The sequence below is a fragment of the Vibrio sp. Isolate33 genome, assembly GCF_022397895.1.
GTDB lineage: Bacteria > Pseudomonadota > Gammaproteobacteria > Enterobacterales > Vibrionaceae > Vibrio > Vibrio pomeroyi.
This window is the reverse complement of sequence record NZ_JAKEUP010000008.1, coordinates 23,819-40,444: the sequence shown is the minus strand read 5'-3', so window position 1 is coordinate 40,444 and position 16,626 is coordinate 23,819. Positions and strand designations below refer to the sequence as shown.

The 16,626-nt window shown below is 44.4% G+C and carries 11 protein-coding genes; 10 read left to right on the top strand and 1 reads right to left on the bottom strand.

The window, feature by feature from the left end; translation table 11 throughout:
• The 6 genes from L1D37_RS13170 (at position 1) to L1D37_RS13145 (ending at position 8,142) form a co-directional block, all read left to right on the top strand.
• Positions 1-951 (top strand): FHA domain-containing protein, encoded by a 951-nt coding sequence (locus L1D37_RS13170; protein WP_239848176.1) that lies wholly within the window; start codon positions 1-3, stop codon positions 949-951.
• Positions 948-1,436 (top strand): type VI secretion system lipoprotein TssJ, encoded by a 489-nt coding sequence (gene tssJ, locus L1D37_RS13165; protein ID WP_239848175.1) that lies wholly within the window; start codon positions 948-950, stop codon positions 1,434-1,436. Before L1D37_RS13170 ends, tssJ begins: the two co-directional genes overlap by 4 nt.
• 41 nt (positions 1,437-1,477) lie before the next feature.
• Entirely contained in the window at positions 1,478-2,809 is a 1,332-nt protein-coding gene (gene tssK / locus L1D37_RS13160) for a type VI secretion system baseplate subunit TssK (protein ID WP_029223513.1), read from the top strand.
• Positions 2,809-4,011, top strand: coding sequence for a type IVB secretion system protein IcmH/DotU (icmH, locus tag L1D37_RS13155; RefSeq protein WP_239848174.1), 1,203 nt, complete (start codon positions 2,809-2,811; stop codon positions 4,009-4,011). Before tssK ends, icmH begins: the two co-directional genes overlap by 1 nt.
• A gap of 2 nt (positions 4,012-4,013) precedes the next feature.
• Positions 4,014-7,406 carry a type VI secretion system membrane subunit TssM gene (gene tssM, locus L1D37_RS13150; RefSeq protein ID WP_239848173.1) on the top strand — a complete coding sequence of 1,131 codons (3,393 nt, stop codon included), beginning with the start codon at positions 4,014-4,016 and terminating at the stop codon, positions 7,404-7,406.
• Positions 7,407-7,488: 82 nt separating this feature from the next.
• Entirely contained in the window at positions 7,489-8,142 is a 654-nt protein-coding gene (locus tag L1D37_RS13145) for an AarF/UbiB family protein (protein ID WP_239848172.1), read from the top strand.
• Positions 8,143-8,313: 171 nt separating this feature from the next.
• Here the strand turns inward: L1D37_RS13145 and L1D37_RS13140 are convergent, their stop codons facing one another.
• Positions 8,314-9,543 carry a hypothetical protein gene (locus L1D37_RS13140; protein WP_239848171.1) on the bottom strand — a complete coding sequence of 410 codons (1,230 nt, stop codon included), beginning with the start codon at positions 9,541-9,543 and terminating at the stop codon, positions 8,314-8,316.
• 321 nt (positions 9,544-9,864) lie between these two features.
• Here L1D37_RS13140 and L1D37_RS13135 point away from each other — a divergent pair, with 321 nt between their 5' ends.
• The 4 genes from L1D37_RS13135 to L1D37_RS13120 all read left to right on the top strand — a co-directional run bounded on the left by L1D37_RS13135 (position 9,865) and on the right by L1D37_RS13120 (position 16,626).
• Entirely contained in the window at positions 9,865-10,908 is a 1,044-nt protein-coding gene (locus tag L1D37_RS13135; protein ID WP_239848170.1) for a two-component system response regulator, read from the top strand.
• Between the two features lie 32 nt (positions 10,909-10,940).
• Positions 10,941-14,615: a response regulator gene (locus L1D37_RS13130; RefSeq protein ID WP_239848169.1), complete on the top strand. Its 3,675-nt coding sequence runs from the start codon at positions 10,941-10,943 to the stop codon at positions 14,613-14,615.
• Positions 14,616-14,906: 291 nt separating this feature from the next.
• Positions 14,907-15,878, top strand: a complete 972-nt coding sequence (locus L1D37_RS13125) for a tripartite tricarboxylate transporter substrate binding protein (RefSeq protein WP_239848168.1) — start codon at positions 14,907-14,909, stop codon at positions 15,876-15,878.
• A 247-nt stretch (positions 15,879-16,125) separates the two neighbouring features.
• The gene (locus tag L1D37_RS13120; protein ID WP_176681947.1) at positions 16,126-16,626 is read left to right on the top strand and encodes a tripartite tricarboxylate transporter TctB family protein; all 501 of its coding nucleotides are present in this window, start codon (positions 16,126-16,128) and stop codon (positions 16,624-16,626) included.

Genomic DNA, 16,626 nt, shown 5'->3' with positions numbered 1-16,626 from the left:
TTGTCCATCAGTGTCCACATGATTTCTGTACCTGCTGAAGAGGTTGTTTCCTCAAGAGTGTCGTATCTGCCAGAAAGTGGCGGAAGCTTAGGTCGTTCCCCATCATGTGATATTGCGCTACCCGATCAAACCAAATGGATCTCTCGAACTCACTGCCAACTCTACCCCACTGACCGTGGCTACGTGATTAAAGACATCAGTAACAACGGCGTTTCGTTGAACGACAAATCACTGGCGAAAGAGAAAGAGTACGTCATTACCGATGGTGACATCATCAAACTGGGCGGTTACACACTGTTAGTGAGCCTATTAAGTGACCCAAAAGTGAGCGCGACCAATAACACCACACAGGATGATACTTTTATAGAACCTTTCAACTTAAAACTGGACGACAGCGACACAGACTTTTTAGATGACGCTCCAGAAGTCTCAACCGTTAAGAAAGCCTCAAACTTCTCGTCAAAGAACGTATTGAGTGACGATCCCTTCTCGTCTGACCCTTTTGAAGATTTAGACGACGACAAAGTGATACCCAACATTGAAGTAGACGAAATTGCTCATGGCGATAGCAACGCCCTCTCTTCTGCTGAACTAGAGTACTTACCAGTTAATGTTGATAACAATACGCGTATAGAAGAGTCGATCGACAAGCTCATTACCTTAACCGAGAAAAACCAACAGTACTTACAGAATCCACAGCTACAACAAAAAGCACTATTCGACGCGTTAGAACAGACGGTTGATCAGTTCCTCAATGAATTTGCACCAAAGCAACTTGAGAACCAGTTCAGCGAGTACGTAAGTAGCGGCATTTTTACTAACAAAGATAAAAAGTATTGGAAGATCTACAGAAAGCACTTCCAACACCGCCAAGATAACGGAGATTTCAGACGTCAGTTCAAAGCGCTGTTTATGGAGAACATGCAAAAACAAAGTGAGGAGAGAGAATGAAACGTCTCATACTCTTATCGCTTTGTTTACTGATCGCAGCATGTTCTTCATCGGATCCTGCTCCTGTTGTCACTCAATACTCGTTGATCGTTAAAGCGGATGCGACAGTCAACCAATACAATGACGACCAAGCCAATCCTGTAGTGGTTAGGCTTTACCAATTAACCGATCAACAACTGTTTAAGCAACTTCCGTTTATTGACCTATACAACAATGACTTGCAGTTACTGGCAGCAAACCTAGTTTCAAAACAGGTATTACCCATTGTACTTCCGAGCTCAGAACAAAAACTGACGTTAGATATCAATAAGAACACTCAGTACATTGCCGCACTGGTCGAATTCGCGGATTACCAGAACGGCACGACCAAAACCGTTTTGATGATGCCTTCCGACCCGGAGCAGACATTAGAGTTAACAATTACAGGGAAGAAAGCAGAGTTGGCCGTGATACAGCCTGACTCCAGCTGGTGGCAAATCTTTTAATAAAAAAGCCAATATATAAAAATAATAGAAAAGGATTTTACGTGGACGCTTTCAAAAAAGTAGTGTGGCAAGAAGGGATGTTTATTGCGCCTCAGCACTTTCAGCAGCAAGATCGCTATGTGCAAAACTACATTCGTCAGAACATCGAAACACTGGCTGGTTTTGCCCCTTTCTTTGGCATCACCGAATTAGTGCTGAACCACGATCTATTAAAGATCGGTAAGCTGTCTATCCCAAGTTGTTCTGGTGTGTTCCCTGATGGAACCCAGTTTAATCTCAAGCAAGAAATCGTCGTCGACATTCCGCAGGGTACGATTGAAACCATTGTTTATCTTGCTCTGCCAATCTCTTTGCAAGGTAACAATGACTACAGTGAAGACGGTCAAGAACAGAGCCGCTACATCACCCGTTCAATCAACGTATTCGATACCTCAACTTCTGAAAACGCCAGTGTCGAAGTTGATGTTGCTCAGCTTAATATCGGCCTAAAATTCGCGGGAGAAGACACTTCTGGATTCACCCTAATTCCCGTCGCTAAGATCTTAGAAATCAGTGACTCTGATGAAGTGATGCTTGATAGAGCCTTCATTCCAGCTTGCTTACATTACGGTGCCTCAACTCTCCTTAGCGAACGAGTCAAAGAAATTCATGCGCTGGTCAGTAATCGAGCTCAAAACCTTCTGAAACGTATCGAAGCTGGCCAAGGACAGAAAAGTCCTCAGTCTATGATGCAAGACTTCTTGTGGCTTCAAACGCTCAACACTTGGCTACCGTGGTTTGAATTAACCATCAGTAACACCAAATACCCGACGCATGAACTGTATTCAAAATTGAAACAGTTTGAAGCTCAAGTCATGGCGTTAACACCGGCGATTCCTGATGAGTGTCAGCCATTAAAATATGACAAGCTCTACGACAACTTTAACCCGCTATTTTCAAGCCTAAGAAACTTACTGACACTCGTTCAACAAGATTCGGTTATTGAGTTCAAGTGGGATATCTCACTATTTGAAAAACGTCGCCTACTTCGCACGCTAATCAAAGATCCAAGCAGCGTTTATAACCGCCGTTTCGTTTTGAGTGTTAAATCCGACATCAGCAGTACAGAGCTAAATGAACTGTTCCCTATTTCCGCTAAGCTCAGCAGTAACAACAAGATTGTAGAACTCGTTCGAAGCTCGCTGTCTGGTATCTCGTTAACGCCACTGCCTATCGCGCCAAGTGAGCTGAAGCCGATGCAAGGCGTCGCGTATTTTGAGGTCGATACCAAAGACAGAAACTGGCTCGATATGCTTGATACTCGTGATGCGATTGCGCTGCACGTCGATGCTCGCATACCTGCTCTCGAAGTCGTTCTATACGCGTTGAGATAATGGCTATGGATTATTTAGACGAAGAAACACTGGTCATCGATAAAACGTCAAAAGGCTCTGCCAATACAGAGTCTGACCAGGCTTTTTCTAAATTAGTTGCGGTGCACTCCACCAGCACCCAAGAAGAGTTTCTGCGTCACTTTGATAAGGCAGAAAATCAGCTGATCAACATCAGTAGTGATTTGCTGACTAAGACACTCAAAATATCGACACTGTCTGAACCGGAAGATTTAACCGTTTTCCGAGAGCAATTTATCCAAGGTATTAACGATATAAAGGCTCAAGCGACTGAGCTTACCTACCCTATAGCCGTTATCGACAAGCTCTGCTTTTTGTATGCGGTGGTGATTGATGAATTCATCATCTACACCGAATGGGGAGAGAAACGAGGCTGGGAAAACAAAACCCTGCTGAGTGAACTGTTTGGTATGCGTAACGGTGGCGAGCTCTTCTTCTCTGTCGCAGAAAAAGCCGCAAGACAGCCACACAAGCTAATCGATCTTTTGGAGATCATCTATTTATTCATCAATATTGGCTTCAAAGGCCAATACCGTGAAGGCGGTGCTGAACAGCTCAAAGCGTTCGTTCATCAGTTAGAACAAACCATCAGCCAATATCGTACCGCGAGTGGCGTTCACTGCCGCACTAAGGTAAAGCTACCTGAAGTTAGAAAACCGACCAGACGTAAGCGTTACTTCATCACCAGTTTGTTTTTCTTTTGCCTGATAGCGACCAGTATTGGCTTAACGGAATTTTGGTATACCAAGACTCATGAGCAACGAGCTCGAGATTTCACCTTTTTACCGAACTTTAGCCAGCGTTACGTTTTGTCTGGTGAAATCAAAGACATCGTCTTCATCAGCCAAGATAACGACTTGGAGAGCCCACCTCGTCACGCGAGTAAAGCCGACGCGGTAGAAGCCTCACAAACCACCAACTTCATACCAATCACAGCCAATTGGTTGGTACAACTCGCGACATTCTCAAGTAAGAAAAATGCTCAAGCGTTCATTAATAACCTATCTCCGTCCGCTTATGAGCCAATTATCTCGCCTTACAAAAAATACTACCGAGTGATATTGAGAGCAAACACCTCAGAAGAAGCGAGAACGACCAAAGCATGGTACGTAGAAAACGATCAAATAAACGCCATTATTGTTCGCACTTCTGCGCATGACTTAAACAAGGAAGAGTCTAACTGATTATGCCGGATGCCAAATCAAACAAGTCAGGCAATGTAAAAAAAACAGTAGGCATTTCTGCCCTAGCCTCTGTCGCCTTTTTCACCGTCGCCTCTAGCGTCATTCTACTAACACCACTCAATGCTTATTTGGTGTGGGCGTTGACGACTGTCGCCATTATATCCACGCTTATCGGCTTTATTTGTTACTGGGTGCTCATTAAGCGCAGCGCAAAATCACAAGAAGAATCACTAGACAAAGAACTAATTCAGAAAAGACAAAAGCAACTAGCAAACCATTTCAAGCGTATGATCAGCGGACAAAAGCGCAAAACTCGCTTAACCAGCCGTTACGACCAGCCTATCTATTTGCTGTTAAGCCAAAACCCAAACAAAGACAAAAGCATCATCACGCAGATGGGTTATGAAGCTTATAAACTTGATGATTTCGGTAACGACATCGAATTCCCTATCCTGTTTTGGGTCAGTGAGCATTCAATTTTAGTGTCTATCAGTATGGGGGAAGACCAACATCCTGAATACCTGAAAACACTGTGTCAGTCCTTAACCGCGTGGCGACCAAGACAAGCAGCCAATGGCTTGTTACTTACTACTGACGTTTCCTCACTATTGGAAAACAATGAACAGATTACACAGCAAGCTGACGAACTGAAATCAACGATAAAGACGTTTAATCAAGCATTTGGAGTCAGCCTACCGATATATAACGTTATCTCCAACATGGGCAGCATCAGCGACTTTTGTCAGTTTTTCTCCGCTTTTGATGAGTCGAAACGAGATGAAGTATTCGGTGCTACCGCTCCTTACTCGATACACGGTGGTATCGACGCCAACTGGTTTAATGATGAATATGATCACTTAATCAGCGAACTGATAGCGAACATGAGTAACGCACTCGCGGGTCAATTGAATCAAGATTACCGAAACTCTATTGCTAGTGCCCCTTTCCAATTCGGCTTGTTGAAACAGAACCTTTGGCTGTTCCTAAATCGCTTGTATCGTGGAGAGCAGCTTAGTGATGCACTGCAATTCAGAGGCTTTTACTTCACTCATGATGGTCAAAGTTCAGCGCAATCAGACTTATTGGCGAGTGCTGTCTCTTATTCTGTCGGCCACGAGCATTATCAGCAGAATGAGCAAATCCCGGTAAACCAGACGTTGTTTGCTCAATACCTAATGACTCACGTGATCCTATCGGAGCACGAACTGGTCGGCGTAAACAAACGCAAAGAGAACACCTTACTCGTTAATCAAGTGCTGTTCACACTCTCTTGGATCGGCTTACTTGCCGCAGTATTGCTGGTGATTAAGTTCGACTTCGATTTCCAGAATCAACGCGAGACCAGAGCCGATGTGATGTTGGAGCGTTATAAGGAAGCCATCTCGGCGTCGCCTTATGACATCGAGAATATGGCGGACAATATTCCGAATCTGTTCTCACTGCAGCGAATCTACAACCTTTATAATCAACCTGAACCTTGGTATAGCTTGCCGTTTATGCCAAACCCAAGTATCAAGGAAGAAGTCGAAGAAGCGTATTTCACGGAGCTACAACAAGTCTTGATTCCTTCTATGGAGAACACACTCGAGAAAGATCTCTTCGTCTATGTGAACTTAGAAGATCAGTCACAGACTCTCTCTTTACTTAATAACTATCGTTTACTGTTTAGCAAAGACAGAACCAACGTCCAAGAGCTTAAGAACTACTATGTTCGTACTCTGCAAGATCAAGGTGAAGCTGATAGCGTTAATATTGCTCAATTAGATGTGCTGCTTGATGACATTTTTGCGCGCAACCTGACGCCAATAAAGTCGAATCATGATTTAGAAAGTCTTGCCAAGAAAGTCATCACTCAAACAGGCATTGAAACCCTGCTGTACGAACACATCCAAAGTTCGACAGCCTATGCCAAACGTGTCGATATTCGCGGTGAGTTAGGTGACAACTTCAGCTCTGTACTTCAATTTTCGCCAAGCTACGCTGGCTACTTGGTTCCATATATCTATACGCCAACTGGCTTTAACGAACTCGATTTATCGGTCAACTCTCCTACTCTTAAGTCCGCTTTGCAGTCCTATGAAGGCGTGGCAGGAGCCTATCCTAGCGCATTAGAACTTCACCGCATCAGTCGAGAGTTAAAGCAGACTTACCAGAACGACTACATCAACTATTGGCGTGATTTAGTTCGTAATGTCGAAGTCAAAGAAGTAGCCGATCCAACGCAACTGAAAAATGCTTTAACGAGCTTGTCGGAAGCAAGCAATAACCCGCTCGTCAGTTTGTATTCGACCATCGCTAAATACACCTATGTGGAGCTTGAAATCCCTGCGAAGGATGACAAAGAGCAAGATCCTGCAAGCATGCCGATTCAAGATCCTGATAAGAAAGAATCTGCTCGCCAAATATCTCTTAGCTTCCAAGCGTACAAGAAGCAGGTATCGGCCAATGACCAAGGTAAAAAGCCAATAGATAACCTTCTTACGGCATTTATCAATGCTAAAAAGTGGGGAGACAAGTTTTACGAAACTAAGGAGCCACAAAAGGTCGCCTTTGATACACTGTCCGTTACATTGCAAGCTGGTAACCCTATTGCTTCACTCTCCAGCCTATCCAACAGTCACTTAGAGGTCGCTGAAGAGCTGATTAATAAGGTGGTACACCAGAGCAATGAGACGGTGATGTCGCTGGCTCACGACTACCTGAATACAGCTTGGTCGAATGAAATTTATCAGCCTTATCAACAGCGTTTGGCTTCATTCTATCCGTTCAACCGAAAGTCCAAATCGGATGTCAGCGTGGCCGATGTTAAAGCCTTCTTCGTGACCAACGGGATTGTCGACAAGTTCTCTCAAACTCGCTTGAATGGATTCGTTAAGGACAGCGACGAAGCGCCTTATTTACCGGGGCTACTTCCAGGCACGGGCTTATCGATCACACCTGACGTTTGGACGATGATGGATAAGGCTGCTGATATAAAGAGCGCCCTATTCTTAGCCGATCCATCCAATATCCTGATTAACTTCCAGTTGAAAGCCGTTGATATGACGCCCAACATCACGGAGTTTTCTATCATTTCAGATAAGCCGATCTTTACCTATCGTCATGGCCCAACGCTATGGAGCCAACAATCGTGGCAAGGTGACGCGAAGTTTATTGAAAAGCTAGACGTTCAACTCAATGCGCAGGACTCTACAATTGGGCAGAACACCGTGAAAGGCACGTGGAGTTGGTTCCGCTTGTTCGAACCAAACGTGAATTTTACCTCTGCACAAGACACTCAAGTTGAGTTTGTTTATGGTGACAGCAAGGTGAAGCTGACCATTAAAACTCAAGGTCAATCGAATCCGTTTGTCCCAGGTTTCTTCTCTGGATTCTCTCTGCCAAGTGGGATCTAACAACGCTTCTTCAAATAGCTCGCCTTCCCTATCGAGGCGAGCTGAACTCTCTAAAGACGTTACCTCTTCTAACCAAAGAGCTTTGAACGATGAACGACTTCAGAAAGTGCTCCTGCATCATGGTTACACTGAACTCACTCGTTTAAGTTCTCGAGTTTACAGAGCCCAGCACCCTAGTTGGGGGCTGGTAACGATCAAGTACGCTCAAGAGCTAAAGCATCGTCACTTTCTAAAACAAGAGGCGGAGTTTCTTTATACCAATACTAATTTCAATACCGACTCTAATAAACAAGGCACCTGGCCGCAATATTGTGATTACTTTTCTAGCCATCAGAGTGATTGCTTAGTGCTTTCCTACATTAATGGTCAAACACTATTGGAAATGCAAACTAACTCAAATACCACACAGCCTTTAATTTATCACTGGCTTAACGCGCTAGAAAAGGTCATAAACCAAGTCCACACGTTAGGTTTCGTTCATGGCGATATCAAACCTTCCAACATTATTTGTGGCTCACAAGGACAAGCTCAACTTATCGACTTTGGCTCTGTCACCAAGATAGGAATTAAAAGAGACAAGCTTCGCTTTGACAGCTACACGCCTCGATTCTCTAGACACCAGTCAGGGACGAACAAGCTGGATGATTGGTTCGCCCTCGCCGTCATATTAGAAGAACTATTAGATGATATTGCACTGCCAAGTCGATATCAGATTCTATTAAAACAGCATAGATAAACCGACCATATCTACAGCTCTACATATCTACAGACAACAAAAAGCGGATGATCAATCATCCGCTTTTTGCATTCGTTTTAAAAACGTTAAGTCTTACTTTGAGCCTTGGTGGCTGAGTTTTTAGTGCACTAGGAATTTTTAGGGCGCTAGAAGTTATTCGGACACAAAGAGTTATTCGGGCACTAAAAGTGATTCCAATCCACCAGCAACCGTCGCTGCGAGTGCTTTAGGCGCTAGGCTTTCTTTCACACTCTCTCTGATCGTTGTGCCGTTGAAGAAATTCTTAACCTGCTGCTTTCTTACTGCCTTGGTAAACGCTTTTTCATCCGTTCCCGGTATAAAGTTAGGCTCACCACGAGCTGCGTTCAACACCTGCTTCACTCCGGGTTTATTACTCTCTAGTGCGATTTCACTATTAGCAATAAACGCCTTGGCTTCTTCTTGCAAAGTAGCGTAAGCACTCAATGTCGACTTCTGGAAGGACAACTTGATAACAGAAGGATCAGTGTTCACCTTAAAGCCAAACTTGCGCTTAATTCTTCGAGTTAATCGCGTCTTCATGTTCGGAGGAGGTGGCGTAATGTCTGTGATAGATAAAAAGTTATATGGTGAACTGTAACAAGGCATGCAAACCATGTAGGAAGCAATCACAGGGATCTCTTCCATCTTCATTTTGAACCAGTCACGGAAGAAGTTCGCACCGATAACATCTCGTTTTTGATTAAGCATCACACACTCTTGCTTAAACTTGCGAAACTTACGTTCCATTACCCACTTGTCGTATAAACCGCGGAAAAAATTGAAGATAGAAAGTACAGCTTTAACAATACTGGTCACCGTTGCGCCAATACCTGAGCTCGCAAGATTAATTGCAATCACGCCACCGTGAGCCAATGCGATCATTGAGTCTTGGATAGCAACCGCTCGAATCTCGCCACGGATTTTATCAATCACATCAGCACCAACACGCGTTGTGCTCATAGAGCTCAAATGACGGGTTTTGTGGTTGTTTACGGCTTTACCCAACGCAGAATAAATCCGAGTTGCGGCTTCTTTTATGTCATCAATAGCTGGCGCTAAGTCTGCAAAAATCCGCTTAACCAAGCTTGGAATCATACTCAGTATCTGCGCCTTAATGTCATCCATCGCGATACTGGTTATGCTCTTAGCGTAATCGAGGAATTTCTCTTTGATCTGCTCGGTTATGTTTTCAATCATACCCGCGAGGCTGGTTCCATTTCCTGTGACGCCCTCGGTAATGGTACCTGTTAAGCTGTCTACTTCTGTTGCAGCGGCCACTGCAATCTTAACTTTGTCTACTTTAGTCACACCCACCAAATCAGCATTCGCAAACAGCAATAGCATGTCTTTCTGAATGAGTGTCAGCCCTGTATTCGGCATCGTACGTTCTCCCTGTAACAAGTCCACGATAGATTTGAAAAGTTACTTGAACGACTAACTACCTCAGAATCATTCGGTCTTAGCGAACTAAAACCTGAACTATTCAACCTTGATCGCACTACTACACAATCCATGTAGTTATTCTTTGTTAAATAAAGGTTAACATATAAAATATCTATTCATAGAAAGGTTCGCCATTATTTCCTTTTAGATTCCAAAACCAACAATTAACCCTCCAGAAATCATGCATTTCCACCAAATTCCACTACGCTTTACTAGCATAGAACATAGCAATCTGATTAAATTTTTTAGGGACGAAAAATGAATCAAATTACGACAGAAAAACCGATTATTCTGGTTGTTGATGACATCCCGGATAACATCCATACCCTCTCAGGGATCCTGAACGACGACTTTAAAATCAAAGCGGCGACATCCGGTGAAAAGGCATTAAAAATAGCCGCCGCATCGCCAAAGCCCCATCTCATTCTTCTTGATATCATGATGCCGGAAATGGATGGTTATGAAGTTTGCCGCAGGCTTAAAAATGACCCAGTCACATCCGATATCCCCGTTATCTTCGTTACCGCTAAAACCGATGTGGTCGACGAACAAAAAGGCTTCGAACTCGGAGCCGTGGATTACATCACCAAACCCGTCAGCCCACCTATTGTGAAAGCTCGTGTAGTGACACACATTTCTCTGTACGACCAAAATCTAGCGCTCTCTCGTAAGGTTAGGCAGAGAACGGAAGCCTTAGCGATGAGCCGCCTTGAGATTATCCGCAAGCTTGGCCGCGCTGCTGAATATAAGGACAACGAAACCGGTATGCACGTTGTAAGAATGAGTTACTACTCCAAGATTCTTGCCCAACAGTTAGACGTCAGTGAAGAATGGGTAGAATTATTATTCCAAGCAGCGCCAATGCACGATATTGGTAAAATCGGTATTCCTGACCGCATATTGGGTAAACCCGGTAAGCTTGATGAGGATGAGTGGGCAATCATGCAAACACACGTCACCATTGGCGGGGATATTATTGGAGACAACGACTCTAAATTGCTGAAACTCGCCCAAGAAATCGCCCTTTACCACCATGAGAAATGGGATGGCAGTGGCTACCCTCATAAGCTGTCAGGTGAAGACATCCCTCTAAGTGCTCGCATTGTTGCCATTGCAGACGTGTTCGATGCCCTAACCAGCGAACGTCCATACAAAGAAGCTTGGACGATTGAGAAAGCGATTGGACTGATACAAGAACAAGCTGGCCAACACTTCGACCCTAATCTAGTCCCTATCTTCATTAGTAAGCTCGACGAGATGCTCACCATCAAAGACTCTTTTACTGATGAACAAGAACACTAAGTACGCTGGTACTTTATACACACAGGTACTTTATGAATACTGTTTCTAGATTCGCCTCTGATTCTAAAAAGATCTTAATTTCTTTTATCGTCGCCACCATAGTGCTGTTTTCGGTGGCTGTTGCTGCGTGGTTTAACCTAAACAATCGCTTTGTTGGTATCGAGGACTACGCCGTAAGTACTCAGCTGCTTACCTCTCTTGATAAGCTTCGCGTCCACGAACTCTCTTTTAGTAACGAGCGTAAGCCTCAATCGGCGCAACTCTTTAACAAAGAGGCCGAGCTAACGAAACAGCTAGTCGAAACCTTTGCGGCGCATAATGACGATCAGCATTCACAACTGTCACTCGATAAATATCTAGACCAATTCAGTCAATACACTGAATTAATTGAATTAAGTGACACTGCTCGCGACCGCATGAATCGAAAGTCACTGGCAGCGACCGATCTTCTCACTGAGATGCAAAGCTCTCACAAAGACACGATCAATACCGTTACCCAAGACGTGAAGCAGCTTAGAGTATTAAGTGAGGGACAAGCTAACCGAGTGATGAAAATCGGCGGACTGACAACACTCAGTGCCACTGTACAAAACTTAGAAAAAGAGTTTCTTTTAACCGGATCGCCAAAAATATACACGTTAACTAAGATTGAGATTCAGAAGATCGCTTCGTTAATCTCGCAACTTTCTAATGAAGTCAAAGATCCTAAAGGCGCTGAATTACTGCAAACCGTCCAACAAGCTCAAAACCGTTACTACACCAACTTAGTTCAACTGCAAGGCTTGTCGAGCTCGGCAATACAACTTAAAACATCTATTACCAAACAAGTGTCTCGCAGTGGTATAGAATTATCGCGCGCTTCAACGGCTCTTAATGAGCAGCAACAAGGGCTGTTAACCGATCTCAACGAACAAATTGGGCATGCTCAAGCTCGCCTTTCGTCTCAACTTTCAATTGGTGAAAACCTGTTGGTGATTCAAACGCTATTAAGCCAATCAGAGCAACTGAATCGTGATTTTTCGTTAGCTAAATCGGACGACCAATCCATCATATCCGAGCAAGTTTTTACATTAATTGGTGAGATGCAATCGGTGTCGCTTGAAGCGCGCGAATTGTTAACGCGATACGCCCCAGAAATGAAAATTACCGCGTTTGATCAACACGTAACATTCTACGAAGAAGAATTTACCAACCTAGCCAGAGCTCAACTGCTCAGCCATCAAGTTCTGAAGGAGATGAACGCTAACTTCACTCAACTGCACGACTTAGTCGTCGAAGCTTATATGGCAGAGAGTGACAGCGTAAAAGACTCTTCAAGTGTCTCTTCCCATCTAGCAATTGGTGGCTTGATCTTCTTCTTTATCATTATGCTGATGGGCTTACTCGCCAATAAAGCTCACTCAGCCCTTGAGCACTTTGCCACAAACTTAGCCGTAGCACGTGACGAAGCCGATGCGGCCAACCATGCTAAATCGGATTTCCTCGCTAACATGAGCCACGAAATTCGCACGCCAATGAATGCCATTATCGGCATGAGCTACTTGGCATTGAAGACCGACTTAACTAAGGCGCAGCGTAACTACATTCACAAAGTAAAGCTCTCTTCAGACACCCTGCTCGGCCTTATCAACGACATTCTCGACTTCTCTAAAATCGAAGCGGGTAAATTAGACATAGAGAACGTTGATTTCCACCTTGAAAACGTACTCGACAACATTACCAACCTAGTTGGTTTACGTGCTTCTGAGCGTGGCTTAGAGCTCCTTATCCAAGTAGACCGAGACGTGCCAACCAATCTGATTGGTGACCCGTTAAGACTTGGACAGATACTAATCAACTTAAGTAACAACGCCGTTAAGTTCACAGAGAAAGGCGAGGTGAAGATTTCAATCTCTGTCGAAGAAAGAAATGGCGATGACATCAAGCTCAACTTTGCTGTTTCAGACAGTGGCATTGGTATGACACAAGAACAAGCCGCTAAGCTGTTCAACAAATTCACGCAAGCCGACAGCTCTACCACCCGAAAATATGGTGGTACTGGCTTAGGTTTAGCGATCAGTAAAGAACTAAGCCAACTAATGGGTGGAGACATCCAAGTGTCGACTGAGCTTGGTAAAGGCTCAACCTTCTCATTTACGATTGCGACTCGCGTTAGTCACTCAATTACCCAAAACCGAGTAGTGGTTCCCGCTTCGATTAATCATTTGAAAGTGCTGGTTGTTGATGACAACTCCAGTGCGCGCTTGATCGTTGGTGATATTCTCGAGTCTCTCAAGCTGACTCCAACGTTAAGTGCCTCTGTCGATGAAGCCTTAGTAGAACTCCACACCGCAGATGCTAACAACAAGCCCTTTGATTTGGTTATCTCAGATTGGAAAATGCCTAAACGAGATGGTGTTGACCTGTTAGAAGCGCTCAATCACGGTTTATCGTTGAGTAAAGAGCCAAAAATAATGATGCTCACCGCTTACGGTCGTGAAGAGCTTGCCGAGGCGATTACCCAAAGAGGATTCGACGTCCCAAGTATTTTGGATAAGCCGATTACTTCATCTCACCTGTATGACTCTATCGTATCCCTTTATGGACTGGACTCAGACCGTGTATCTCGCAGCGAATTGGAACAACAGAACCAGCTTGCTAATGTTCAACAACTGGCAGGTGCTAACATCTTGTTGGTTGAAGACAACGAGATAAACCAAGAGCTAGCAACTGAGCTATTAGAAGGGCAACAGATTAAAGTCACCATTGCAGAGAATGGACAACAAGCCATCGAGCTTTATCAGCAAGCCATCGCTGACGAGATTCCTTTCGATGGTATTTTGATGGATTGCCAAATGCCGATTATGGACGGATATGAGGCGACAGAGCATATTCGTAACGAGATAAAAGACACTCAAACCCCTATCATCGCAATGACCGCAAACGTGATGGAACGAGATAAAGAGAAAGCGCTCAACTGTGGTATGAGTGACATCATCGCGAAACCGATTGATGTCGGCTCTATGTTCGCAACCTTAGCTAATTGGGTTTCACCATCTAACCCCGTGCAATTCAATGCTTTGTTGCAAGAGTCGAGTACAACTCCACAAGATGACAACCGTTCAGAGAGTGAACCAGAGGCATTGCCTGTCATTAACGGTCTCGATACCAACATGGGATTGATGCGGGCAAGTAACAATCACAAGCTCTACACGAAGTTATTGAAGCGATTTGTTGAAGCATATTCTGACGAAGATACCTTAACTGCTGAGCTATCAAGCACTGCTCAGCAGCGCTACTTGCACACCCTTAAAGGTGTGGCTGGTAATCTAGGTGCGAGCGATTTACATAGCTTGTGTGAAAAATTCGAGTCCGAACTTACCGATGACGAACTAAAACAGAACGTTATTAAAACTACGATTGAGATCAGTCAGAGGATCTCCAACGCAGTATTCCAAACATCAACCACAACCGACAACTCCAATGAACAAGATGCAGGTGCTGACTCAGCAACGAATCAGCGAGATACTGAGTTGTACCATCAGTTGTTAGAAGCCGTTGCCAATGATGACACTGAAGCACTCAACATCATTCTTAACATTGAAGACGGCACCGAGGTTGGGTTAACACCTTCTAAGTTCAAGAGATTGGAAAGCTCGCTAGAAGAGTTTGACTTCGATACAGCGACTGAACTGCTAAAAGGCTCAACACTAGCCAACTCATCATGAGCCTTAAATACTAAATATGTCATAAGTTACAAACTGTTAAAGAGAGCCCAAGTGGCTCTCTTTTTTATCTACCTCTGACAGTAGCGTCACCATCACCGCGCCGTGAACTTTATGAACTTTATTCACCCAATGTTCTTTATCCTCAATATCGCCGCATTGCAGACAATTCGTTAACACACCGTTAACTTTAGCTTCATCTACTAAGCAATACCCTACTCGTGTGTTTAGTAGCTGGATATAAACATAAGTTTCTCTCCATTGAAGAGATCCCCTACATAAGGAACGTGAACCATGTTCAAGGCACTGAAACCTACTCTTGCGGCTTCTATCATCGCAGCAACCTTTTCTTTCAACACTTTTGCTGCTGACGTAGAGAAAATCCACTTCCTAATCCCTGGTGGCGCGGGCGGCGGTTGGGATATGACAGCTCGTGGTACTGGTGATGTACTGGTGAAATCAGACATCGTAGAAAATGTCTCTTTCCAAAACCTATCTGGTGGCGGCGGCGGTAAAGCCATTGCACACCTAATTGAAACGGCTCAACGCCAAGAAGACACGCTGATGGTGAACTCAACACCTATCGTTGTGCGCTCTCTAACGGGTATTTTCCCACAGTCTTTCCGTGATCTAACACCTGTTGCTGCAACCATTGCCGATTACGGAGCAATCGTTGCTTCTGCAGATTCTAAATACAACACGTGGGAAGACGTGGTAAAAGAATTCGAAACAAACCCTCGTAAAGTAAAAATTGCTGGCGGTTCAGCTCGTGGCAGCATGGACCACCTTGTAGTTGCTGCGGCGTTCAAGGGCGAAGGTTTTGATGCGAAAAAGGTTCGCTACATTGCTTACGATGCGGGCGGTAAAGCGATGGCTGCACTGCTTTCTGGCGAAACCCAACTGCTTTCAACTGGCCTTGGTGAAGTACTAGAGATGTCTAAGTCTGGACAGGTAAAAGTACTGGCGGTAACAGCTCCAAAACGTCTTGAAGCAGCACCAGACATTCCAACACTAACCGAATACGGCAACGAAACAGTATTTGCTAACTGGCGTGGATTCTTCGCGGCTCCAAACACTAGCCAAGCGAAAATCGACGAGTGGAATGAAGCACTAGGCAAAATGTACAAAACCGATGAGTGGCAAGTGGTTCGTGACCGTAACGGTTGGATCGATAACTACAAAGCGGACAAAGATTTCTACGCCTTCCTAGAAGATCAAGAAAAACAGATGGGCGACCTAATGCGTGAGCTTGGTTTCTTGAAATAACCAACAACGATAGAGGGACTTTGTGCCCTCTTACTCTTTCCTTGTTTCGCCGTACATGAGTTAACTTCAAACTCCTTTGTTTATTCGTAGACGTATTACTCACGCTTGCTGATTCATTGTAAATGCAAGTGGCTTGCTAAGCTCAAGCATCGTAATTCGCTTACCTTCGGTTAGTGATCCCAGACATTTCATTGACTCGCTCATGTACGGTTTTTTACTTTTCTACACCACCCAAATGGAGTTGGATATGTCGGACTTACCAACCAAATTTTTCAGTAAAGAATCTTTGCTTTCAGGCGATCGTCTCGGAGCTTTGATCTTTATGCTGGCGTGCTTGTGCTACGGCTACCAAACCACCCTGATTCCACTGTTTCCCGGTGATGAATATGAACCCTTTACAGCGAGAACACTGCCTACCCTGCTGACTTTCATCGGTATCGGGTTGTCGCTGATTCTGCTTGTGACTGGTCAGCCAGACAAAAAGCTCAAATGTGAAACCGCACCTTTAAACTGGAAGCTGCTGATTGGTTTCTTAGTACTAATGGCATTTTATGGCGTTGGACTGACATATCTTGGCTTCGTTCTAGCAACAAGCTTCTTCTTATTGGCGGGCTTCTACCTACTGGGTGAGCGCCGTAAATCTATCTTGTTTGGCGCGTCGTTTCCTTTCGTTATCGCGTTCTTTCTTCTTTTAACTCAAGGCTTAGATATCTACCTAGAGCCTGGTTTAATCTTCACTCTTTGGTAG

Bases quoted from the DNA above. Each gene is read 5' to 3' on its own strand.
- tssJ (WP_239848175.1), top strand. From the start codon at position 948: ATGAAACGTCTCATACTCTTATCGCTTTGTTTACTGATCGCAGCATGT.
- icmH (WP_239848174.1), top strand. From the start codon at position 2,809: ATGGCTATGGATTATTTAGACGAAGAAACACTGGTCATCGATAAAACG.
- tssM (WP_239848173.1), top strand. From the start codon at position 4,014: ATGCCGGATGCCAAATCAAACAAGTCAGGCAATGTAAAAAAAACAGTA.
- L1D37_RS13140 (WP_239848171.1), bottom strand. From the start codon at position 9,543: ATGCCGAATACAGGGCTGACACTCATTCAGAAAGACATGCTATTGCTG.
- L1D37_RS13135 (WP_239848170.1), top strand. From the start codon at position 9,865: ATGAATCAAATTACGACAGAAAAACCGATTATTCTGGTTGTTGATGAC.
- L1D37_RS13130 (WP_239848169.1), top strand. From the start codon at position 10,941: ATGAATACTGTTTCTAGATTCGCCTCTGATTCTAAAAAGATCTTAATT.
- L1D37_RS13125 (WP_239848168.1), top strand. From the start codon at position 14,907: ATGTTCAAGGCACTGAAACCTACTCTTGCGGCTTCTATCATCGCAGCA.
- L1D37_RS13120 (WP_176681947.1), top strand. From the start codon at position 16,126: ATGTCGGACTTACCAACCAAATTTTTCAGTAAAGAATCTTTGCTTTCA.